The sequence below is a fragment of the Streptomyces sp. NPDC030165 genome, from assembly GCF_055573595.1.
Map to the genome: position 1 here is coordinate 51,954 of NZ_JBVIBD010000021.1, position 20,660 is coordinate 72,613.

Sequence of the window (20,660 nt, forward strand, 5' to 3'; positions counted from 1 at the left end):
AACGAAGGGGGCGGAAGGGGCGCGACGGGGCGGGCCGGTGCCGGGGCGTGGTCACGGGACATGGTTCCTGGTCCTGCCCGCGCTGATCCCGATCCTGGTGCTGAGCGCCGGTCCGCTGCTGTACGGCATCGGGCTGGCGTTCACCGACGCGCAGTCGGGGCGTACCCAGGCCACCCGGTGGGTCGGCCTGCTCAACTTCTCCGACCTGCTCCAGGACACCCTCTTCTGGGACTCGTTCCGGGTCGGTCTGGTGTGGGCGCTGGGCGTCACGGTCCCGCAGTTCTTCCTCGCCCTCGGGCTGGCGCTGCTGCTCAGCCAGGACCTGCGGCTGCGCTGGCTGGCCCGCGCGCTGGCGATCGTCCCGTGGGCGATGCCCGAGGTCGTGGTGGGCATCATGTGGCGGCTGGTCTACCACCCGGACGCGGGCGTCCTGAACGAGACGCTGCGCAGCCTCGGGCTGGGGCCGGACGAGGGACGGGACTGGCTGAGCGGTACGGCCACCGCCCTGCTCGCCGTGATCGTCGTGGGCGTCTGGGCAGGCATGCCGCAGACCACCGTCACCCTCCTCGCCGGGCTCCAGAACGTGCCCCGTGAACTGCACGAGGCCGCCGCGATGGACGGCGCCGGGGCCTGGCGCCGGTTCCGTACGGTCACCTGGCCCGCGATCAAGCCGGTCGCCCTGGCCATCTCCGCGCTCAACTTCATCTGGAACTTCAACTCCTTCGCGCTGGTCTTCGTGCTGACCGACGGCGGTCCGGGCGGCCGTACGCGGCTGCCGATGCTGTTCGCGTACGAGGAGGCGTTCCGGTACGGGCAGTTCGGCTACGCGGCCGCGATGGGACTGGCGATGGTCGCGCTCATCGCGGTCCTGCTGGCCGTCTATCTCTCGCGGCGGCTGAGGGGGGACGAGGACCAGTGACCCACGACTCCCACGCCACCCACGGCCCCCAGAAACCCCACGACAGTCACAACACCCACAGCACCCACAGCACTCACAGCACTCACGGCTCTCCGTCGGCAGGGCACCTCCCGGTCAGCCGTCGCTCCCTCGGCCGTGCCGGCCAGTACCTGGCCCTCCTCTGCTACCTGGTCTTCCTCGCCTTCCCGTTCCTCTGGCTGGTCTCCACCGCCTTCAAGCCGCCGCGCGAGCTGGGCAGCATCCACCCCACCTGGGTCACCAGGGCGCCGACGCTGGACAACTTCCGTACGGCCTTCGACGAGCAGCCGCTGCTCCAGGCCGCCGCCAACAGCCTGCTCGCGGCCGCGGTCTCGGCGCTGGTCGCGATCGTCCTGGCGACGCCGATGGCGTACGTCCTCGCGCGCCGCCGTACCCGCTTCGCTCGGGCGGCGACCGGCTGGGTCGTGGTCAGCCAGGCGTTCCCGCTGGTCCTGGTGATCATCCCGCTGTTCCTCGTCCTGAAGAACCTTCATCTCGTGGACTCCCGGGCCGGGCTCGTCCTGGTGTACGTGGTGTGGTCGCTGCCGTTCGTGCTGTGGATGCTGACCGGTTACGTCCGGGCCGTACCGCCGGAGCTGGAGGAGGCCGCGGCGGTGGACGGCGCGGGCCGGCTGCGCATCCTGGTCTCGGTCACCGGGCCGCTGCTGGCGCCCGGCATCGTCGCCACGGGCCTGTTCGCCTTCATCACCGCATGGAACGAGTTCTTCTTCGCGCTCGTCCTGCTCAAATCACCGGAGAAGCAGACGATGCCGGTCGTGCTGACCCACTTCCTCGGGGCCGAGGGCGTCGCCGACCTCGGCCCGCTCGCCGCGGCAGCCCTGCTCGCCACGCTGCCCAGCCTGCTGCTCTTCGCGGTCATCCAGCGCCGCATCACCGGCGGCATGCTGGCCGGGGCGGTGAAGAACTGATGGCGGCGCCCGAGAACGGTCCCGCCCCCCGTCGCCGCGCCGTGCTCGCCGCCGTCGCGGCCGTGCCCGCCGCGGCTCTGCTGTCCGGCTGTTCGGGCGGCGGCGGGCGCCGGGGCGGTGACCGGGGTGTGCTCCGTTTCCAGTCGCTGGCCTGGCAGAAGGAGTCCGTGGACGCCAACGAGCAGCTCGTCGCGGAGTGGAACCGGCGGCATCCGGACATCCCCGTCCAGTACGTCCAGGGGGCCTGGCCCACCGTCCACGACCAGCTCCTCACCTCCTTCGAGGGCGGCGAGGCGCCGGACATCATCCACGACGCCTCCGACGACCTCGCCGACTTCGCCTACGGTGGCTACCTCGCCGATCTGACCGGCCTCGTCCCGCGGCGCCTGAAGGACGACATCCCGCGGCGCAGCTGGGAGTCGGGCACGTTCGGCGGCCGGGTGTACGGCATCCCCTTCCTCCAGGAGCCGCGTGTCCTGATCGCCGACCAGGTGAAACTGCGGCGCTCCGGGGTGCGCGTGCCGACCCCGCGCGAGCCGTGGACGTGGGAGGAGTTCGGGGAGGTGGCGAAGGAGCTGACGGGCGGCGGCGGGTACGGCGTCGCCTGGCCACTGAAGGAGCCGGTGTCCGCCACCCTCAACCTCGCCCTGTCCACCGGCGGCCGCATCTTCCGGCGCCGCCCGGACGGCAAGGCCGAGGTACGGTTCGACGCCGCCGACCAGGTGGTGCCGCGCGCCATCCACGACCAGGTCAACGTCGCCCGCAGCGCGGCCCGTACGACCCTCGGCATGGGGGGTTCCGACACGCTCCCCGGCTTCTTCGCCGGCCGGTACGCGATCCTGCCGCTCGGCTTCTCCTACCGGCAGCAGATCGTGCAGCAGGCCCCGAAGTCCTTCGAGTGGACGGTGCTGCCCGCCCCCGGCGGCACCGGCGGCGCGGCCCAGGGTGTCAGCCCGCAGACCCTGTCGATCGCGGCGGACTGCGCCCGCAAGGAGGAGGCGATGGCCTTCGTCGACTTCCTGCTGAGACCGCCGAACATGGTGCGTCTCGCCCTGGGCGACTGGATGCTGCCGACCGGCCGGGAGGCACTGAAGGCACCGGAACTCCACGCGGACCGCTACGGCTGGTCGACGGGCACAGCCCTGGCCGGCACCTTGCGGGCCGCGCCCGCGCAGTCGGTGCGGGGCTACCCCGAATGGAAGGACAAGATCGCGACCCCCGGCTTCCAGGAGTACTACAGCGGCGCGATCGACCTCGACGAGCTGCGGCACAGGCTGGTCCACGACGGGAACCTGGTGTTGGCGCGGTATCAGCGCTGATCCCTCCAGCCTCCTCCCGTACGGACGTTCCGGATGTTCCGGATGTTCCGCGACGTGGCATGACGTCACACGATGTGACATGACGTGCCGCGATGTGTCACCCGATGGCCGAGAAAGAAAGCCTTTCGTCGCACGACGCTTACGGAGGGCGCCGGTGGGCACGCGGAGGGGTGTCGAAGCGAACGATCGGAAGGAGAAGTCGTGTCGTTCCTGTGGGCCATCATCGCGGGGCTCGTCATCGGCCTGCTGGCCAAACTCGTCGTTCCCGGGCGGCAGCCGGTCCCCCTGTGGCTGACGATCGTCCTGGGCATGATCGGAGCCGTCGCGGGCAACGGGCTCGCCACTGCCTTCGGCGTACGCGACACCGGCGGCATCGACTGGATCCGGCACATCTTCCAGATCGGCATCGCCGCTGTGCTCCTTGCCGCTGTCACCCCGTGGTGGGTCCGGCGACACGCGTGAGGCCCTTGAGGTCAGTGGTTTCAGCTCCGCTGAGGCCAGTGGTTCCAGCCCTGTTGACACCAGTGGTTCCAGCTCCGTCGGGTTCCGGCCCGGCGGAGCTGTCGTGTGGCAGGGCTGTCGTGTGACAGGGCTTGCCGCGTGGCGGACCGGCTCGGCCGTGGTGTCCGGTCACCCGGGTGTCCGGTCCCCGGGCGGCTGCCCGGTACGCAGGAGCCGGCACCCGATGGCGTCCCGTCAGAGGGCGTTCTGTGAGGGAATATCGGCGCATTCCCAATAAGGGTGACGAGAAGTGGGCGAGGTGTGCGGTCGCCTCGTCGCGCGGTGTGCCGAAAGGAATGCGGTGTGTACAGGGCGGGTTCCGGCAGGGTTGATGCGGGGTGAGTGACGCCACCCCCGGGGGCGTCATGTCGTTGATTGAGGTGCGTTCCGGCCGGGGATTGTTGATCCGTGAAGAAGGGGGCGGTGAGGGTGAATGTCCACCTCTCCGCAATGGCAGCCGGTTGTCCTCTCTTTCGGGGCGTCACACTCCGTACCGCCGGTAACGTCTAGGGTCGCACCGTGGCTGACCTGCGTCATGTTGCCGCTGTGTGAACGGAGTTGACCCGGCGTCGGGTGGGTGCGGTGCGTTTTTGCCCCCTTCTGCGGAACTTTGCAATTACGCAAGGTTGTTGCCTATCTCACAACGCCCGGTCGGTCTTGAATTGGTCCCGTCAATCCGACAGGGTTTCGAGCCAGCCCGGCGGAGATCTTCTTGTCCGTCCGGGCTGTTGCGCAACGCTTTCCCCCCACACCCTGAACGAGGAGAACCCTCGAATGGCTCACGCTCACAAGCGTTCCAGCAAGAAGCGGCTCGTCACCGCGATAACCGCCGTGGTTGCCGCGACCGGTATCGCCACGGTCACCGCGGTCACCGCGGGCGCGTCGCCCGCCGAGGGCAAGATCTACGGTGCCGAGGCCAAGGGCGCCGTCAGCGGCAGCTACATCGTCATGCTGAAGAACTCGGTCCGCAGCGCCGGGGTCCAGGCCGAGCAGAGTAAGGACCTGGCCGGCAAGTACGGCGGCGAGGTCAAGCGGACGTACTCCTCCGCGCTGAACGGTTTCTCCGCCACCGGCCTCAGCGCCGAGGAGGCCCGCCGCCTGGCCGCCGACCCGGCCGTCGACAAGGTCGTGCAGAACAAGAAGTTCCACATCGACGGCGCTCAGGACAACCCGCCGTCGTGGGGCCTGGACCGCATCGACCAGGCCGACACCCAGGGCGACAAGAAGTACGCCTACCCCGACAGCGCGGGCGAGGGCGTCACCGCGTACGTCATCGACACCGGCGTACGTACCACGCACCAGGACTTCGAGGGCCGCGCGTCCTCCGGCTTCGACGCGATCGACGGCGACAACGACGCCACCGACGGCAACGGTCACGGCACCCACGTCGCGGGCACCATCGCCGGCAAGGCGCACGGCGTCGCCAAGAAGGCCAAGATCGTGGCCGTCCGCGTGCTGGACGACCAGGGCTCCGGCTCCACCGAGCAGGTCGTCGCCGGCATCGACTGGGTGACCAAGAACCACAAGGGCCCCTCGGTGGCGAACATGTCGCTGGGCGGCGGCGCCGACGAGGCGCTGGACGCGGCGGTGCAGAAGGCGGTCGCCTCCGGCGTCACCTTCGCCGTGGCGGCGGGCAACGAGTCCACCGACGCGGGCCAGGGCTCCCCGGCGCGGGTCAAGGAGGCCGTCACGGTCGCCTCCAGCACCAACACCGACGAGCAGTCCGACTTCTCCAACTACGGCAGCGCCGTGGACCTCTACGCGCCCGGTTCGGACATCACCTCGGCCTGGAACGACAGCGACCAGGGCACCAAGACCATCTCCGGTACGTCCATGGCCACCCCGCACGTCGCGGGCGCCGCCGCGGTCTACCTGAGCGCCCACCAGGACGCCAAGCCGGACGCGGTCGCCAAGGCGCTGACCGACGGCGCCACGCCCGACAAGATCAAGAACCCGGGCGAGGGCACACCCAACAAGCTGCTGAAGGTCGGCGAGTAACCTCACCGCCCGTTCGGCTCCGGACGCCGGCCGTCGCGCCCGCCCCCACGGGGCGCGACGGCCGGCGTCGCGCTGTCCGGGGCCGAAGGCGCGTACCGGCTCTCAGCCGCAGTAGCGGCGCGCCGTCGACTCCCGCTGCGGTGCCTCCAGCAGCCGCAGCCGGCTCTCCACCTCCCGCGGCAGCCGGCGCCGTTCCCGCAGCACCCACGGCAGCCCGCCGGCGGCCTCGGCGAACGCCCGTACCGACACCGCGTCCCGGGGCACCGTTGAGGCGAGCGCGCCGGTCCGGCGTACGGCGGCGGGCAGCGGTCTGCGCAGCCAGGTGAACCACAGGGTGTTGCGGATGCCCTGGCGCCGGCGCAGCGTCGCGTCGCGGTGCGGCGAGGCCCGGTGGTGGACGGTGAGCCGGTCCGCGTACGCCAGCCACCAGCCGTCGGCCGCGAGGTCGGCGGCGAGCAGCTCCTCCTCGCCGCCCAGGACCAGCCGGGGCGAGAAGCCGCCCGCGGCCCGGAAGGCGTCGGCCCGCAGCACCGTGGCCGCCGCGAGGAACGAGCCGAGCGCCGGGCCCGGCAGCCAGGAGGGGGCGGGCAGCGGGGAGTGCCGCAGCTCCTGGACGATCGGGTCCTCGACGGGCTCGCCGGGACCGGCTCCGGGCGCGGTGCCCGCCTCCGGGGCGTCCGGGTGCGGGTGCACCATGATGCGCGCGGTCACCGCGCCGAGCCGCCCGTACGCGTCCAGCAGGTCGGCGGCCCCGGCCAGGGCGCCCGGCTCCCACCACGAGTCGTCGTCGCAGAACGCCAGGTACGGCGTGGTCGCCACCCGCGCGGCCAGATTGCGGCCCACCGCCCCGGTGTTGTGCGCCAGCGGGATGAGCCGCGGCGCGAGGGGGTGGCGGCGGACGGCGGACGCGCTCCCGTCCGTAGACCCGTTGTCCACCACGACGACGGGCGGCTTCTCCGGCAGTTCGGCGAGCCGGTCGAGGGTGTGCAGCAGGTCGTCGCTGCGGTTGCGGGTGATGACGATGACGGTGGTGCGCGAATCGGTCACGGGAGGTTTCCTCGGGTCGGTGCGGACGCGCGGGTGTGGCGCGCGGGGGGCTCAGCCGGCGCGTCGGCGCGTCGGCGTGTTCCGGGGCGCGGCGCTGAGCGTGCGGGTGAGGGCCCCGGCCCCCGGTCACGCCTCCATCTCCAGCCTCCGCACCCGGCGTTCCACCAGCGCCGGCAGCGGTTCGCGGCGTGCCAGTGCGGCCGGTAGCCGCCGTGCCGCCTCGGTCAGCGCCAGGCGCGCTTCCGGGTCCGTACGGCTGTCGAGTGCCAGGCGGGCGGTGTGGGCGAGGGCGTGCCGGAGCGGGCGGCGCAGCCAGGCGGTGAGCAGGGCGTTGCGCCGTACGCGGGCGGTGCGGCCGGGGCGGGGGGCGCCGCCCGCGCCGTCGGGTTCGTGCCGGGCGACGAGGGCGGGGCAGTAGGCGACGCCCCAGCCGCGGGCGTCGAGGTCCATGGCCAGCAGGGTTTCCTCGGCGCCGAAGTGGAGTACGGGGTGGTAGCCGCCGGCCTCCAGGAAGGCGTCCCGGCGGGCGACGGCGGCGCAGCCGAGGAAGCCGAGCACGGACGGTCCCGGCAGGTCGGGTTCGTGGCCCAACGGGGAGGCGGCGAGGATCGCGTTGAGCGGGTCGGCGTCGGCGTCCGTGCCGACCAGGGTGCTGGCGGCGGCGAGTCCCAGTCGCGGGTGGGCCGCGAACACTTCGGCGGCCCGGGCCAGCGCGCCGGGTTCCCACCAGGAGTCGTCGTCGCTGAACGCGACGAGCGGTGTGCCGAGCGCGGCCGCACCGTACGTACGGCCGACGGCGCCGAGATTGCGGCCGGGGGTGAGGACCCGTACGGCGGGGAAGCGCGCGCGGACGGCGTCCGCGGTGCCGTCCGACGAGCCGTTGTCCACGACCACGACGGGCGGGTCCTCGGGCAGCCGCGTCACCCGCTCCAGCGTCGCGAGCAGGCGCTCGCGCCGGTCCCGGGTGATCATGACGACGCCCACCGGCGGTGCGGGCCGGGTGTCCGGTGCGGTCACGGTGCCCGGCAGCTCTGCCGTCCGCGCGGTCACGACCGGTACTCCGGACCCGGCGCGGCGGCGCGGGCCGCCCGCCGGGCCAGCGCGGTCGTCGACCTGCCGTCCAGGTAGGGCAGGACGAGCGCCTGGCCGCCCCACTCCAGGAGCGTTGCGGCCTCCGGCAGCGCGTCCACCGAGTAGTCGCCGCCCTTGACCCACACGTCGGGGCGCAGGCGGCGCAGCAGTTCGACGGGGGAGTCCTCGTCGAAGACGGCGACGGCGTCGACGCTGCCCAGGCCGGCCAGGACGCGGGTGCGGTCCGCCGCCCGGGTCAGCGGCCGTCCCGGTCCTTTGAGGCGGGTGACGGACGCGTCGGAGTTGACGCAGACGATGAGGCAGTCACCGATCCGCCGGGCGCTCTCCAGCAGTCCGACGTGCCCTGCGTGCAGCAGGTCGAAGCAGCCGCCGGTGGCGACCACCGTGCCGCCCCTGGCCTGTACGGAACGGGCCAGCTCGAACGGGCCGGCGGGCCGCTCCGGCGCCGGCCGGTCCGTCGGTGGCGCGGTGCGCCACAGGCCACGGTTGCCCGCGCCGCCCGCCGCGACGAACGCGGCGGCCTCGGCCACGGCCCGCTGTACGGCCTCCTCGGGCAGCGCGCCGTCGGCCAGCGCGGCGGCCGCTGTGGCGGCGAAGCAGTCGCCCGCCCCGCAGGGGTCGCCGTCGGCCCGGTACGGAGCGGGCACCAGCATCGGCGAGTCGCTGCCCGCCCTGGCCAGCAGCGCGCCGCGCACGCCGAGCGTCACCGCGACGGCCGCGGCCCGCCATTCGGCGGCCAGTTGGGCGCCCCGTACGGCGCAGGCGTGCAGTGACCGGTCCTCGCCGGAGGTCAGGGCGCGGGCCTCGGACGCGTTGGGGGTGACCAGCCGCGCGCCCGGTACGGGCGGGCCGCCCTTCGGGTGCGGGTCCCACAGCAGCGGGACGCGGCGCGCCACGCCGGCGAGCAGGTCGCGGACCGCCGTCGCGGTGCCGCGCCCGTAATCGGCGACGAGGACGGCACGGGCCGCGGCCAGCGCATCCCGTACGGCGGGGCCGGGCTCGCCCGGAGTGCCGCCGCCGCGGTCGAACCGCACGAGGGGGCGGCCGGACGCCATCACCCGCGTCTTCTCCGGGAGCCGGCCTTCCAGCGGGATCTCCACCAGGCGAACGACACCGTGCAGCGCACGCCGTACCGCCTCGCTCGCCGGGTCCTGTCCCAGCGCGGTCAGCAGGACCACCTCGCGTCCGGACCGTGCGGCGAGCGCGGCGGCGAGGCCGGCGCCGCCCGGCCGGCTGCGGTCGTCGGCGACGTCCACGACGGGGGCGGGCGCGTCGGGTGCCAGGCGCGAGGAGTCGCCGTCGATGTCCCGGTCGAGGAGGACGTCGCCCACGACCACCAGGGGCTGACGGGCAGTCACAGGCTCCTCCTGCGTCCGCGGGGACGGCGGGCGCTCACAGCGCACCGTCCCGGTCCGCCACCGCGGTCTCCAGCGGGACGCCCGCCGCGGTCCGCGCGGTCCGGGGTGTGGCGCTGACGGCGTCGAAGTGCTCGCACAGGATGTGCACCGCTATCAGGTGCGCCTCCTGGACCGTCGCGCTGCTGGGCGAGTCCACGCACACCGCTTCGTCGGCCGTGTCGGCCAGCGGGTTGGGCCGGGGGCCGGTCAGAGCCCAGACCCGCAGTTCGGCGTCGCGCGCGGTCTCGGCGGCGGCCAGCAGGTTGTCGCTGCGGCCCGAGGTGGACAGCAGCAGGAGCACGTCGCCGGGGCGGCCGTGCGCGGCGACCTGCCGGGCGAAGACCTGGTCGAACCCGTAGTCGTTGCCGATGGCGGTGACGCTGGAGGTCTCGGCGTGCAGCGAGATGGCCGAGTAGGCGGGGCGGTCCTGCTGGTAGCGGCCGACGAGTTCGGCCGTCAGGTGCTGGGCCTGGGCGGCGCTGCCGCCGTTGCCCGCGGCCAGCAGCCGGCCGCCGACGGGCAGGACGGCGCCGAGGTGGGTGCCCCACTCGGCGAGCCGGCGCAGGCTGTTCCGGCGCAGTGTGGTCACCGCGTCCTGGAGGGACTGGCAGTGGCGGTGTGCGGCGGCGTCAAGGGGTTGGCTCATGGTCGTCGGGCTCCCGGGGTGCGCCGGTGGCGCTGGGGCCCGCACCTCCTTCGTACGTCTGCGGCGGGGACAGGGCGTCGGACGGCGACGAGGGGACGCGACGGAGCAGGGCCGCGGCGGTGAGCGGCCGCGTGGCCCGGCGGTCAGGCCACCTCGGTGACGGCGGCGGGCCGCGGGCTCAGGACGCCCAGGTAGGCGGCTTCGGTGCCGGCCGCGACCTGGTCCCAGCCGTACCGGGCCAGTACGCGGCGGCGGCCGGCGGCGCCGCAGGCGGCCCGCAGTGCGCCGTCCAGGAGCAGTTCGCCGACGGCGTGGGCCAGTGCGGCCGGGTCGCGGGGCGGCACCAGCCGTCCGCACTCCGGGTCGGCCACGGTGTCCAGCTGCCCGCCGACGGCGGTGGCCACCACGGGTGTACCGCAGGCCATGGCCTCCAGCGGCACGATGCCGAACGGCTCGTAGTCCGCCGGGCACAGCACCACGTCGGCGGCGCGCAGCAGCTGCGGTACGTCCTCGCACCGCACGCCTCCGGTGAAGCTCACCCGGTCCGCGACCCCGGCGGCGCGGGCGAGTTCGCGCAGCCGCCGTACTTCGGGGTCCTGGTCGATGCGGTCCGCCGGCGGCCCGCCGGCGATGACGAGCCGGGCCTCGGGCAGCCGGACCAGCGCGGAGATGGAGACCTCCGCGCCCTTGCGGGGGACCAGCCGGCCGAGCTGGAGGAGCAGCGGACGGTGCGAACCGTGGTCGGCGGCCGGCCCATCGGGAGTGAAGCGGGCTGTGTCGACCCCGCACGGCACCACGTCGATCCGGCTCTCTGGGATGCCCATCCGGCCCAGTTCGGTGACCTCGTCCCGGCAGGTGGCGATCACCCGGTCGCAGCCCTCGCCCACCTCGATCTCGCTGGTGACGCGGGAGCGCGGGCTGGTGTCGGAGTCCCGCTGGTGGCGCCGCTTGACGGTGCCCAGCGCGTGGTAGGTGTGGGCCAGCGGCAGCCCCAGTTCGCGGGTCGCCCGGAGCGCCGCGAGGCCGGACATCCAGAAGTGGGAGTGGACCACGTCCGGCGCCCGTACCCGCCACTGTCCGGCGAGGAAGTCGCCGAACGCCGGCATGTACGGCAGCAGCGCGTCCTTGGGCACGTGCCGCGGCGGCCCGGCGGGGACGTGCCGCACCCGCACCCCGGGCCGCAGCGCGACCTCGTCGGGCGGTTCGGCGGCGTCCCGCCGGGTGTACACGGTCACCCGGTGCCCGCGGTCGGCCAGCGCACCCGCCAGGCGGGCGACATGGACGTTCTGGCCGCCCGCGTCGACGCCGCCGAGGACCGCCAGCGGACTGGCGTGCTCGGACACGAGGGCGACGGACAGCCGCGGTGTGTTGCCGAGAGGGGTCATGCTTGCACCTCCGTGATCAGGCGTTCCCAGTCGTGCAGGAAGCGCTTGAGCCCGTACCGGTCGAGCGCCGCCTGGCGGGCCCGCGCGCCGTCCTCGGCCGCCGCGTCCGGGTCCTCCAGGTACGTCCGGGCGGCCCGGGCCAGGGTCTCGGGCCGGTTGGAGAGCGTGCCGGTGCCGGGCAGCACCGCTTCGGCGGCCTCGGTGGTGGCCAGCGCCACCACCGGCATTCCCAGATGCATGGCCTCCAGGAGGGACAGGCCGAGCGAGGTCCAGCGCACCGGGTGCAGGTAGAACCGGCGCTGGGCCATCGCCGCGTGCAGTTCGCCCTGCGGGAGGTCGGCCGTGCGGCAGCGGTCCGGGGGCAGGCCCAGGTGTGCGGCGAGCCCGTCGGTGCGCATGCCGAAGACGTCCAGGGGCGCGGCGGCCGACAGGGCGGGCAGCAGGTCGGTGCCGACCGTACGGCCGCGGCGGACCGGTTCGTTGGTGACGACGGCGGCGCGTGCGAGCCGGCCGGTGTACTGGTGGCCGGGGTCGACGATGCCGTGCTCGATCACTTCCGTACGAGTGCCACCGTTGTCCCAGAACAGCCGGTTGAAGTGGGTGACGTGCACCAGGACCAGGTCGTCGCGGTCGGCGCACGGGTGGCGGGTGTGCGGCACGTCGCCGTCCGGCGCGTTGTGCTCAAGGTAGACGGCGGGCACGTCGCGGCCGGGGCGGCGCCCGCCCAGCCAGCGTTCGGCCAGCTCGGCCTCGTGCGGCCGTTGCAGGACGACGAGGTCGACGGGGGCGTGCCGCAGTTCCGCCGGGGTCTTCTCCACCACCGAGTCGGGCCAGGGGAAGGTACGGGCGCGGCCCAGCCCGTCGGGTCCGCGGTCCGGGGTGACCGGCACCAGGTAGGTGTGCGGCCCCTGGACGAACGCGGTGGTCCAGGATCCGTGGACGTGCCAGAGCAGGATGTTCATACAGTCGCACCTCGTTCGGTGTCGGTCGCGGTCCGGGCGGCTCCGGCCGCGGGCCGGACGCGGCCGTCCGGTGGGCGGGAGGCCCCGGGCGCGCCGCGGGCGGCGCCGGGGCCGGTCAGCCGGGACACGGCCGCGAGCAGCGCGGTGTCGCTGACCGTGTCGAGACAGGGGTGTCCTGGCACCGGGCAGCGCCGGGCGCGGCTGCCGGCGCACGGGGCCTCCTGGTCGCCGAGCAGGACGTGCGGCACGCCGTACGGCGCCCACAGCCGGGCGGGGACCACCGGCGCGAACAGGCAGACGACCGGGGTGCCCACGGCGGCGGCGAGGTGCGCGGGGCCGGTGTTGCCGACGACGACCGCTCGCGCGCGGGCCAGCACCCCGGCGAGCTGGTGGGCGTCGGTGCGCCCGCCGAGGTCCAGGGCGTGGCCGCCCGCGACGGCGGCGGTCAGTTCCCGTTCGCCGGGGCCGCCGGTGACGATGACGCGGTGCCCCGCGGCGCTCAGCGCGCCCGCCGCGCGTGCCGCCCGCGCCGCGCTCCAGGCGCGGGCCGGTACCGCGGCGCCCGGGTGCAGCACCACGTACGGGTCGCCGCCGGTCAGCGGTGTGGTGTCGGGCGGCGGGAGGACGCCCAGCGCCCCGTCGTCGCCCGGCGGCAGGGCGAATCCGGCGTCCCGCGCGAGGTCCAGTGCCGCCTCGGCCTCGTGCCGTTCCGGCTTGCGGTGGTGCCGCAGGTCCAGGAGGGCGCCGGGGTAGTCCACGCTGTCCGCCGCGATCCAGCCGATCCCGGCGAGCTTGAGCAGCAGCGCGGCGGGCAGCGGGCTCTGGTGGTACGACACGAGCACCAGCGCCCGGTCGAAGCGCCCGGCCGCCAGTGTGTCCACCAGTTCCTCGGTGACCCGCCGGTCCACCGGAGGGGGCCGCAGGCCCACCCATGGCGCGTCGTGCACGATCACCTCGTCCACACCGGGCAGCAGCCGCGCCGCGCGCTCGCCCAGCGGGCCGCACAGCAGTGCCGTGTGCGAGGAGCCCGCCGCCACGGCGCGTACCGCCGGACCGGCCAGCAGCACGTCGCCCGCGCTGTCCAGCCGGACGACGAGCGTGCGCGGGGCGGCGGTCATACGGCGTCCTCCCCGATGGCCGGAAGGGCGTGCCACTCGCCGGGGGCGCCGGGTGGCCGGCCGCCGTCCAGCAGCAGGCGTACGGCACCAGGCAGATCACGGGCGTACTCCCGCGCCGCCGCGATCTCCTCAGCGCGCGTCACCGGTGTCGGAACGAGCACCCCACGCGCCCCGGCAGCCCGCGCCGCGTCCACATCCGCGCCGATGTCGCCGATCACGGCGGTACGCGCGGGGCGGACGCCGAGGAAGGCGCAGGCGGCGAGGACCAGACCGGGAGCGGGCTTGCGGCAGTCGCAGCCGTCACCGGGCCCGTGCGGGCACACCGCCCAGACACCGAACGGCCCGAGCCGCGCCTCGACCTCCTCCCGTACGGCCGCGACCTGCGCGCCGCTCAGCAGACCGCGCGCGACACCGGACTGGTTGCTCACCACGCCCACCGCGAGGCCGCGCGCCCGTACGGCGTCCAGGGCCGCGCGCGCCCCGGGCACCGGCTCCACCAGCGACGGGTCGCCGTTGTAGGGCACGTCGGCCACCAGCGTCCCGTCCCGGTCGAAGAGCACCGCCTCCAGCGGTCCCGGGCCGCCGGGCGCCCGCGTGCCCGGGGGCACCGGCACCCTTGCCGGAGCACTCCGCCCCGGCGCGTACAGCCACAGGCGTCCGGGCTCCTCGCGGCCCGCCGCCGGGGTGGCGACCGCCGTGGCCCCCTGATCGCTGTCCACGGGCTACACCCGCTCCGGAACCGGCTGCGGCAGGGCCTCCGGCACCGCGGGCGCCGGCCGGATGCTCAGCGGCGCCACCCGGCGGTGCCGCACCAGTCCGCGCAGCCAGTGCCCGGCGGCGGCCGGCGGGATGACCGCGCTGGTCACGGCCATCGTGACGACCTCGTCCCGGGTACGGGGGCCGGGCGCGATCCGTGCCCACGCGAACTCGGCCGTCCCGCCCAGCCACAGCCCGGCCAGTGCCAGCGCCGCCCGCCGCCGCCCGGCCGCGGCGCAGACCAGCGAGGCCCCCGCCGCCGCTGTCACCGCCAGGTGCCACGGCAGCCGGCCGCGCGGCGCGTCCGCGTGGTGCCACCAGTCCGGGCCGTGCTTACGGGTCATCAGCACGTCGTCGGCGTTGCCCGCCTGGAGCCGTACGGAGATCCAGCGGTCGGCGGGCCGCACCGGATGGGTGGTGCGGCGGGTGCCGACCGCCAGCGTCCAGCCCGCCGCCAGGACCCGCAGCGCCAGGTCGGCGTCCTCCCGGAAGGCGCGCCGGAACCGTTCGTCGAAGCCGTCCACGGACTCCAGCGCGTCCCGCCGGTACGCCATGTCGGCAGTGATCCACTTGGCGGTGGCCAGCCCGGCCGTGTTGCGCTCCCAGTCCGTGGACCGGCGCTCGTGGGGGACCGGCACCGCGATCCGCGCGGTGATCCCGGCCGTGCGCGGTGACGCGGCGGCGAGGTCGGCGGCCAGGTCCGTACCCCACGTGGGGCCGGGGACCACGTCGTCGTCGAGGAAGACCACCCACGGCGTGGCGTCCGCCGCCCGCCAGCCGGTGTTGCGGGCCGCCGCCGGTCCCCGCGCGCAGCCCGGCACGGTCTTCGTACGGTCGCGCAGCTCGTCGGGGACCTCGGCGGGCAGCGGGGTGCAGTCGTCCAGTGCCCGGTCGTCGACCAGCACGATCTGGAGCGGCGGCGGGCCCTCGGCCGCGGCCAGCGCCCGCAGGCACGCCGTCAGGCTGGGCCGCCCGAGGGTGGGGATCACCACCGTGTAGTCGGCGGCGGTCGGCAGGGTCATCGGACCGCCTCCCCACCGCTGCCCACGACCGGTGCCTGCGCGGGCCGCGCCAGCTGGTCGTACGAGGCGGGCGCCAGCGTCTCCTCCAGGCCGGACGGGAAGGACAGCACGTCGGCACGGTGCGCCGACCGGTTGCCGGCGGCGAAGAACGCGTCCCGCCGTACCGCGAACGGGCCGATGGCCAGCAGGTCCACGGGTGTGGAGCCGAAGCACTCCAGCGCGTCCCGCGGATCGTCCACCATCGGGCGGCCCGCGGTGTTCAGGCTGGTGTTGACGACGACGGGCAGCCCGGTGAGCCGCTCGAACTCGGCCAGCATCCGGGCCACCAGCGGCTCGTCGTCCCGGTCCACCGTCTGGATGCGGGCGGTGCCGTCCACGTGCACCACCGCCGGGATGCGCTCCCGCCACTCCTTGGCCACGTCGTGCACGAACAGCATGTACGGGCTGGGCAGCTGCCCGTCGAAGATCCGGCCCGCCCGGTCGGCGAGCACCATCGGCGCGACCGGCCGGAACTGCTCGCGGCCCTTGACGTCGTTGAGCCGCTCCAGGTTCGCGGAGTGACCGGGGTGCGCCATCAGGGAGCGGTGGCCGAGCGCCCGCGGCCCGTACTCCGAACGCCCCTGGAACCAGGCGACGATCGCGTTCTCCGCGAGCGCCTCCGCGACGGTCGCGGCGATGTCCGCGGGCCGTTCGAAGGGCACGGCGGCGGTCCGCAGCCACGCCTCCAGCTCCGTGTCGGACCAGCCGCGGCCGAGGTCGGCGCCGGGCATCGGCGCGGGTTCCTCGCCGCCGTCGGCGCTGAGCAGCAGCGCGCCGCCGAGCGCGGTCCCGGCGTCACCGGCCGCGGGCTGCACCCACACCCGGTCGAATGGCCCCTCGCGCGCGATCCGCGCGTTGGCCACGCAGTTCAGCGCCACCCCGCCGGCCAGCGTCAGCACCCTGTCGTGCGTGCGGCCGTGCAGCCAGCGGGCCAGGTCCAGCAGCGTCTCCTCCAGGACGAGCTGGGCGCTGGCCGCGAGGTCGGCGTGCGCCTGGCTCCATGGCTCGTCCGGGTGGCGCGGTACGCACAGGTCGCTCCACGGCACGTGCGCGGCGTGGAAGCCGCCGTCGCCCGTCGGGTACACGTAGCGGCGCAGCTCGGGCAGCATCCGCGGGGTGCCGTACGAGGCCAGCGCCATCACCTTGAACTCGTCGCAGGAGCGCAGGAATCCCAGGTGCGCGGTCAGCTCCTCGTAGACCAGGCCGAGCGAGTGCGGCAGCTCCTGCCCGTGCAGCGGCTCCAGTTTGCCCTGTACGCGCTGCGCGGCCAGGTGCGAGGTGGCCTCACCGCGGCCGTCGAGCACGAGCACCGAGGAGCTGTCGGCGTCCGGCGCGGCGAACGCGGCGGACGCGGCGTGCGCCATGTGGTGCGCGACGTAGCGCACCCGCCGCGGGTCGAGCCCCGGCAGCGCGGTCCCGAGGAAGCCGGGGGCCTCGCGCGCGTAGGTCAGGCGCAGGTGGTCCCAGGGGTCGTCCAGGCCCATCTGGTCGGCGGGCCGGGCGAGCCGGGGGTCGAAGGAGTACGCCACCGCGTCCAGGTCCTCGGGGCGCAGTCCGGCCGTGGCCAGGCACCAGGCGGCGGCCTGTTCGGGCATCTCCCAGGCGGAGAAGGGCACAGGGCGTTTGCCGTGTTTGCGCCGCGAGAAGCGTTCCTCCTCGGCGGCGGCGACGGTCTGCCCGTCGACGACGAGGGCGGCGGCGGGGTCGTGGAAGAGCGCGTTGATGCCGAGAATGCGCATGGGGTTTCGCTGGCCTTTCGTCGGGATGGACGGCGCCCGGCCCGCCGCCCGGTCGGGGCGGCCGGGCGCCCGGTGCTCCGGCCCCGGCGGCTGCCGGGACCGGAGGCGGTGTCAGGCCTCTTGCCGAGCGCGGAACCACGCGACGGTGCGCGCCAGGCCGTCCCGCGGCGCCACTTCGGGCTCCCACTGGAGCTTGCCGCGGGCCATGGTGATGTCGGGGCAGCGGACCGCGGGGTCGTCCGTGGGCCGGTCGATGAAGCGGATCTGGGAGCGGGAGCCGGTCAGTTCGATGATCAGGTGGGCGAGTTCGAGCATGGTGATCTCGATCGGGTTGCCCAGGTTCACCGGTCCCCGCAGGTCGGAGGCGGCTGCCGCGAGGATGCCGCGGACGGTGTCGTCCACGTGGCACAGGGACCGGGTCTGCAGCCCGTCCCCGGTGACGGTGAGCGGCTCGCCGGCCAGCGCCTGCCGGATGAATGTCGGGACCGCGCGGCCGTCGTGGCCGCGCATCCGCGGTCCGTAGGTGTTGAAGAGCCGGACGATGCCGGTGTCGGTGCCGTGGGTGCCCGCCTCGGCGGTGGTCATCGCCTCGCCGAAACGTTTCGCCTCGTCGTACACGCTCCTCGGGCCGACGGGGTTGACGTTGCCCCAGTACGTCTCGCTCTGCGGGTGCTGCTGCGGATCGCCGTACACCTCGGAGGTCGACGCGAGGAGGAAACGCGCCCCGCGCGACCGCGCCACGGCGAGCGCGTTGCGCGTCCCGAGGCTGCCCGTGTCCAGCGTGTGCAGGGGCAGCCGCAGATAGTCGGCGGGGGAGGCGGGCGAGGCGAAGTGCAGGACGAGGTCCACCTCGCGTCCCACCTCGAACGGCTCGGTGACATCGGCTTCCACGAACCTGAAGCCGGGCATCCCCCGCAGCTGGGCGACGTTCTCCCGCCTCCCGGTGCTCAGGTCGTCGACGCAGGTGACGGAGGTGCCCTGGGCCAGCAGCGCAGTGCACAGATGGGAACCGACGAAACCCGCGCCGCCGGTCACCACGGCGTGTTTCCAGTTCCGGGAAAGGGCGTTCATGGGACTCCCTCGACTAGGGGGTTGCCCAGAATTGGGTGCCTCGCCTGGTTCGGTGGAAACGTCACGCTAGGCGACACTGCGCCCCGCCATGACATGCTTTACGCTGAAAAGTCGCTCCATGCCGGATTCCTGTCTCCCGACAGGCCGCCCACGGGCCGTCGCCCCCCCCGGCGCCCCAGGACATCGCGTACGGCACGGACCGCATCCCCGGCACGCCCGCCGACAACCGCCACTCCACAGTCACCCGTACGGCTGGGCCAGGCGCCGCAGCAGCCCGTCGAGCAGCCCGCCACCGGCCGGCCGCACCGTGTGCCGCGCGGCCCGCTCCCGCCCCTCCGCCGACAGGCACCAGGCGAACAGCCGGGCCAGTTCCGCCGCTTCCGCCTGCTCGCAGCGCAGTACGGCGGGCCAGCCCAGCGCCGCCGCCTGGGCACCGACCTTCGCGCCGCCCTCGACGGGGTCCACGGCGAGCGCCGGGACGCCCGCCCGCAGCGCCAGCACCATGCCGTGCAGCCGGGTGGTCACCACCACGTCCAGCCGGGCCAGTACGGCGTGCAGTTCGTCCGGCGTCGCGGGCAGCCGCCAGTCGCGCGAGTCCAGGCGGGTGTCCAACGGCAGGCGCGCCGCGTCCACACTGCCCAGCCAGCCGGTCAGGGCGTCGCCGGCCTCGGAGTGCCGGCGCCGGGCACCGTACTCGTGCTGCCCGCCGGTCAGCACGACGCCGACGAGCGGAAGGCCGGACGGCGCCGGGGCCCGCAGGCTCAGGTCCCGCACCCCGGCCGGCTGCCCGGCGACGTCCCGGGGCAGCACATCGTCGAAGCGGGTCACCGCCGGATCGTCCGGGTCGGGTACCGACACGCCGACGGCGACGCGGCGGCAGCCCGCGAACCGGTCGTGCAGCGCGAGCAGCGGACTCGGCCCGCCGTCCGGCGGAGGACGGGAGTGCACCGGGCCGCAGGCGAAGACGAGGTCGGTGTACCGGGCGGGGTCGGCGTCGTCCAGATGCAGCGCACCCGGCCGGAACACCGGCGACCAGGCCGTGTCGTACGCCATCCCCGCACCGCGCAGCGCCTCCTGCACCGCCTCGGCCGCGAGCGCGTCACCGGCCGTCACCTCGCCGTGCAGGAAGCTGAACCAGCCGGTGAGAAGGACCCGCGGCGGGCGGCCGCCGGACGCCCTCACGAAACCGGCGCCGCGACCGGCCGGTCCGGCCCCCGGACCGGCTCGGGAAGCCGCGCCACGGCCCTCAGCACCTCCGCCGCGGTGATGCGCAGCAGCCGCCCGTCCGGCTGCTCGCCGTGCGCGTCCCCGGGACGGGCCCGGTCCAGGTGGTCCGGGTGCCACAGCACCTGGTGCCGGGGCACCCGGGGCGGGCCCCACAGCCGGGGCGCCACCGGGCCGAAGAGCACGACGGACGGCGTGCCGAGGGCGCTGGCGAGGTGCGCGAGCCCGGTGTCGCCCACGATCACCGCGCGGGCCTGGGCGACCAGCGCCGACAGCTCCCCGAACGGCACGTCCGTCTCGCCGCCCAGGACGGCCGACGGCGGCAGCCCGGCCTGCGCGGCGACCTGCCGGGCGAGCGGCCCCTCACCGGCGCCCGCGGTGACGACGACCCGGCGCCCCGCGCGGTGCAGCGCGTGCGCCACGGCGGCGAACCGTTCCGGCGGCCAGCGACGCGCCCCGGCGTCCGCCCCCGGGTGCACCACGACCGCGCCGGGCGCGGGGGAGGGCTCCGAGGGCGCCCCGATCCGCAGGTCGTCCGGGTCCGCCGGGATGCCGTACCAGGTCAGCAGGCGGCACCAGCGGCTGCGCTCGTGCTCGTCCGCGCGCCAGACCGGCCCCGCGACCCGCGGCGTGGCCGGATGCGCGTACGCGAAGAGCCGCGCCGGGCGCAGCGCCAGCAGCGGCAGGTGGCTCGCGGGCCCGTTGCCGTGCAGGTCCACGGCGAGGGCAGGCGGCGGCCCGCTCCAGTCGAGCGCCCGCGGCACGTCACGGGCGGGCGCCGACGCGGGCAGCAACCGGTCGATCACCCCCGTCGCCGCGGCGGCCTCGGCGAGCCGGCGGGGCGCCGCCAGCACCAGTTCGTGCTGCGGATGGGCCGTCCTCAGGGCGCGCAGGGCGGGCACCGCCGCCAGCAGGTCCCCGAGGCCGAGCGCCCTGAGAACCAGAATGCGAGGCCGTTCGGCGGAGCGCAGCGCATCGCGCGGGCAGGAACGGGCCGGGGTCATACGGTTGCCTCCTCGACAATCCTGCGAGCCCCATGGACGCCGGGCCCCCGGCTCGGGGCAGTACGGGGCGACGCGGGCCCGCCTGCGCGGTACGCGCCGCTGTCCTCCAATGTGCGGGCGCCGGGGGCGGGCCGCGACCGGTGACGGCCGCCCGGGACCGGGCGCGGTCAGGCGCAGGCGTACGACGTGCCGCGCCACTGCCCCGCCCTCGGTGATCACGGTCTGTGAGCAACCCCACCCACCGCCCGGATCCCTTGGGCCACAAGGGATCCACGGAAGTCACACGGGCGCGCAGCACGACCGGCCCCCGGACAGGTGTTCCCCTGCCCGGGAGCCGTCTGTGAAGATATGGGATTGCTGCGCCTGAAAGGGTCCGTCGCCACGGACCGGGAGAGGCCGGCATTCCGACCGAATCGGCGCCCACGCCCCGCACACAGACGTGCCCCGTGCCCGCCGAGCCGCGCTCCGAGCCTG

The 20,660-nt window shown here is 74.9% G+C and carries 18 protein-coding genes; 5 read left to right on the forward strand and 13 right to left on the reverse strand.

From position 1 onward, the window contains the following. Window positions 1-37: 37 nt before the first annotated feature. The 5 genes from ACZ4Z1_RS32050 (at window position 38) to ACZ4Z1_RS32070 (ending at window position 5,684) form a co-directional block, all read left to right on the forward strand. Window positions 38-919: a carbohydrate ABC transporter permease gene (locus ACZ4Z1_RS32050; protein ID WP_468490164.1), complete on the forward strand. Its 882-nt coding sequence runs from the start codon at window positions 38-40 to the stop codon at window positions 917-919. Between the two features lie 149 nt (window positions 920-1,068). Further along, window positions 1,069-1,866, forward strand: a complete 798-nt coding sequence (locus ACZ4Z1_RS32055) for a carbohydrate ABC transporter permease (protein ID WP_468490271.1) — start codon at window positions 1,069-1,071, stop codon at window positions 1,864-1,866. Next, window positions 1,866-3,185: an ABC transporter substrate-binding protein gene (locus ACZ4Z1_RS32060; protein ID WP_468490165.1), complete on the forward strand. Its 1,320-nt coding sequence runs from the start codon at window positions 1,866-1,868 to the stop codon at window positions 3,183-3,185. The genes ACZ4Z1_RS32055 and ACZ4Z1_RS32060 overlap by 1 nt, the downstream gene beginning before the upstream one ends. Before the next feature lie 201 nt (window positions 3,186-3,386). Further along, window positions 3,387-3,647: a GlsB/YeaQ/YmgE family stress response membrane protein gene (locus ACZ4Z1_RS32065; RefSeq protein WP_468490166.1), complete on the forward strand. Its 261-nt coding sequence runs from the start codon at window positions 3,387-3,389 to the stop codon at window positions 3,645-3,647. Between the two features lie 813 nt (window positions 3,648-4,460). Further along, the gene (locus tag ACZ4Z1_RS32070) at window positions 4,461-5,684 is read left to right on the forward strand and encodes a S8 family peptidase (protein WP_468490167.1); all 1,224 of its coding nucleotides are present in this window, start codon (window positions 4,461-4,463) and stop codon (window positions 5,682-5,684) included. A gap of 102 nt (window positions 5,685-5,786) precedes the next feature. Here ACZ4Z1_RS32070 and ACZ4Z1_RS32075 read toward each other — a convergent pair whose 3' ends face one another. The 13 genes from ACZ4Z1_RS32075 to ACZ4Z1_RS32135 form a co-directional block, all read right to left on the reverse strand. Continuing rightward, window positions 5,787-6,731, reverse strand: a complete 945-nt coding sequence (locus tag ACZ4Z1_RS32075; RefSeq protein WP_468490168.1) for a glycosyltransferase family 2 protein — start codon at window positions 6,729-6,731, stop codon at window positions 5,787-5,789. Between the two features lie 126 nt (window positions 6,732-6,857). Next, a complete protein-coding gene (locus ACZ4Z1_RS32080) occupies window positions 6,858-7,781 on the reverse strand; it encodes a glycosyltransferase family 2 protein (RefSeq protein ID WP_468490169.1) in 924 nt (307 codons plus the stop codon). After that, complete coding sequence (rfaE2, locus tag ACZ4Z1_RS32085; protein WP_468490170.1) at window positions 7,778-9,181, reverse strand: D-glycero-beta-D-manno-heptose 1-phosphate adenylyltransferase; 1,404 nt, start codon at window positions 9,179-9,181, stop codon at window positions 7,778-7,780. The genes ACZ4Z1_RS32080 and rfaE2 overlap by 4 nt, the downstream gene beginning before the upstream one ends. Before the next feature lie 34 nt (window positions 9,182-9,215). Further along, window positions 9,216-9,866, reverse strand: coding sequence for a D-sedoheptulose-7-phosphate isomerase (locus ACZ4Z1_RS32090; protein ID WP_468490171.1), 651 nt, complete (start codon window positions 9,864-9,866; stop codon window positions 9,216-9,218). Between the two features lie 143 nt (window positions 9,867-10,009). Further along, window positions 10,010-11,251, reverse strand: coding sequence for a glycosyltransferase (locus tag ACZ4Z1_RS32095; protein ID WP_468490172.1), 1,242 nt, complete (start codon window positions 11,249-11,251; stop codon window positions 10,010-10,012). After that, window positions 11,248-12,213 carry a glycosyltransferase gene (locus ACZ4Z1_RS32100; protein WP_468490173.1) on the reverse strand — a complete coding sequence of 322 codons (966 nt, stop codon included), beginning with the start codon at window positions 12,211-12,213 and terminating at the stop codon, window positions 11,248-11,250. Before ACZ4Z1_RS32100 ends, ACZ4Z1_RS32095 begins: the two co-directional genes overlap by 4 nt. Then, complete coding sequence (locus tag ACZ4Z1_RS32105) at window positions 12,210-13,331, reverse strand: glycosyltransferase family 9 protein (RefSeq protein WP_468490174.1); 1,122 nt, start codon at window positions 13,329-13,331, stop codon at window positions 12,210-12,212. Before ACZ4Z1_RS32105 ends, ACZ4Z1_RS32100 begins: the two co-directional genes overlap by 4 nt. Then, entirely contained in the window at window positions 13,328-14,050 is a 723-nt protein-coding gene (locus tag ACZ4Z1_RS32110; protein WP_468490175.1) for a D-glycero-alpha-D-manno-heptose-1,7-bisphosphate 7-phosphatase, read from the reverse strand. The genes ACZ4Z1_RS32105 and ACZ4Z1_RS32110 overlap by 4 nt, the downstream gene beginning before the upstream one ends. Window positions 14,051-14,053: 3 nt before the next feature. Next, the gene (locus ACZ4Z1_RS32115; protein ID WP_468490176.1) at window positions 14,054-15,109 is read right to left on the reverse strand and encodes a glycosyltransferase family 2 protein; all 1,056 of its coding nucleotides are present in this window, start codon (window positions 15,107-15,109) and stop codon (window positions 14,054-14,056) included. Then, window positions 15,106-16,887 (reverse strand): carbamoyltransferase family protein, encoded by a 1,782-nt coding sequence (locus ACZ4Z1_RS32120; RefSeq protein WP_468490177.1) that lies wholly within the window; start codon window positions 16,885-16,887, stop codon window positions 15,106-15,108. Before ACZ4Z1_RS32120 ends, ACZ4Z1_RS32115 begins: the two co-directional genes overlap by 4 nt. A 111-nt stretch (window positions 16,888-16,998) precedes the next feature. Next, a complete protein-coding gene (locus ACZ4Z1_RS32125) occupies window positions 16,999-17,958 on the reverse strand; it encodes a UDP-glucuronic acid decarboxylase family protein (protein ID WP_468490178.1) in 960 nt (319 codons plus the stop codon). A gap of 240 nt (window positions 17,959-18,198) precedes the next feature. After that, window positions 18,199-19,140 (reverse strand): polysaccharide pyruvyl transferase family protein, encoded by a 942-nt coding sequence (locus ACZ4Z1_RS32130; RefSeq protein ID WP_468490179.1) that lies wholly within the window; start codon window positions 19,138-19,140, stop codon window positions 18,199-18,201. Then, a complete protein-coding gene (locus ACZ4Z1_RS32135; protein WP_468490180.1) occupies window positions 19,137-20,186 on the reverse strand; it encodes a glycosyltransferase family 9 protein in 1,050 nt (349 codons plus the stop codon). Before ACZ4Z1_RS32135 ends, ACZ4Z1_RS32130 begins: the two co-directional genes overlap by 4 nt. Between the last annotated feature and the right edge of the window lie 474 nt (window positions 20,187-20,660).

Coding starts and splice junctions, on each gene's coding strand:
- ACZ4Z1_RS32060 (WP_468490165.1), top strand. CDS start 1,866: ATGGCGGCGCCCGAGAACGGTCCCGCCCCCCGTCGCCGCGCCGTGCTC.
- ACZ4Z1_RS32070 (WP_468490167.1), top strand. CDS start 4,461: ATGGCTCACGCTCACAAGCGTTCCAGCAAGAAGCGGCTCGTCACCGCG.
- ACZ4Z1_RS32090 (WP_468490171.1), bottom strand. CDS start 9,866: ATGAGCCAACCCCTTGACGCCGCCGCACACCGCCACTGCCAGTCCCTC.
- ACZ4Z1_RS32095 (WP_468490172.1), bottom strand. CDS start 11,251: ATGACCCCTCTCGGCAACACACCGCGGCTGTCCGTCGCCCTCGTGTCC.
- ACZ4Z1_RS32100 (WP_468490173.1), bottom strand. CDS start 12,213: ATGAACATCCTGCTCTGGCACGTCCACGGATCCTGGACCACCGCGTTC.
- ACZ4Z1_RS32105 (WP_468490174.1), bottom strand. CDS start 13,331: ATGACCGCCGCCCCGCGCACGCTCGTCGTCCGGCTGGACAGCGCGGGC.
- ACZ4Z1_RS32115 (WP_468490176.1), bottom strand. CDS start 15,109: ATGACCCTGCCGACCGCCGCCGACTACACGGTGGTGATCCCCACCCTC.
- ACZ4Z1_RS32120 (WP_468490177.1), bottom strand. CDS start 16,887: ATGCGCATTCTCGGCATCAACGCGCTCTTCCACGACCCCGCCGCCGCC.
- ACZ4Z1_RS32125 (WP_468490178.1), bottom strand. CDS start 17,958: ATGAACGCCCTTTCCCGGAACTGGAAACACGCCGTGGTGACCGGCGGC.
- ACZ4Z1_RS32135 (WP_468490180.1), bottom strand. CDS start 20,186: ATGACCCCGGCCCGTTCCTGCCCGCGCGATGCGCTGCGCTCCGCCGAA.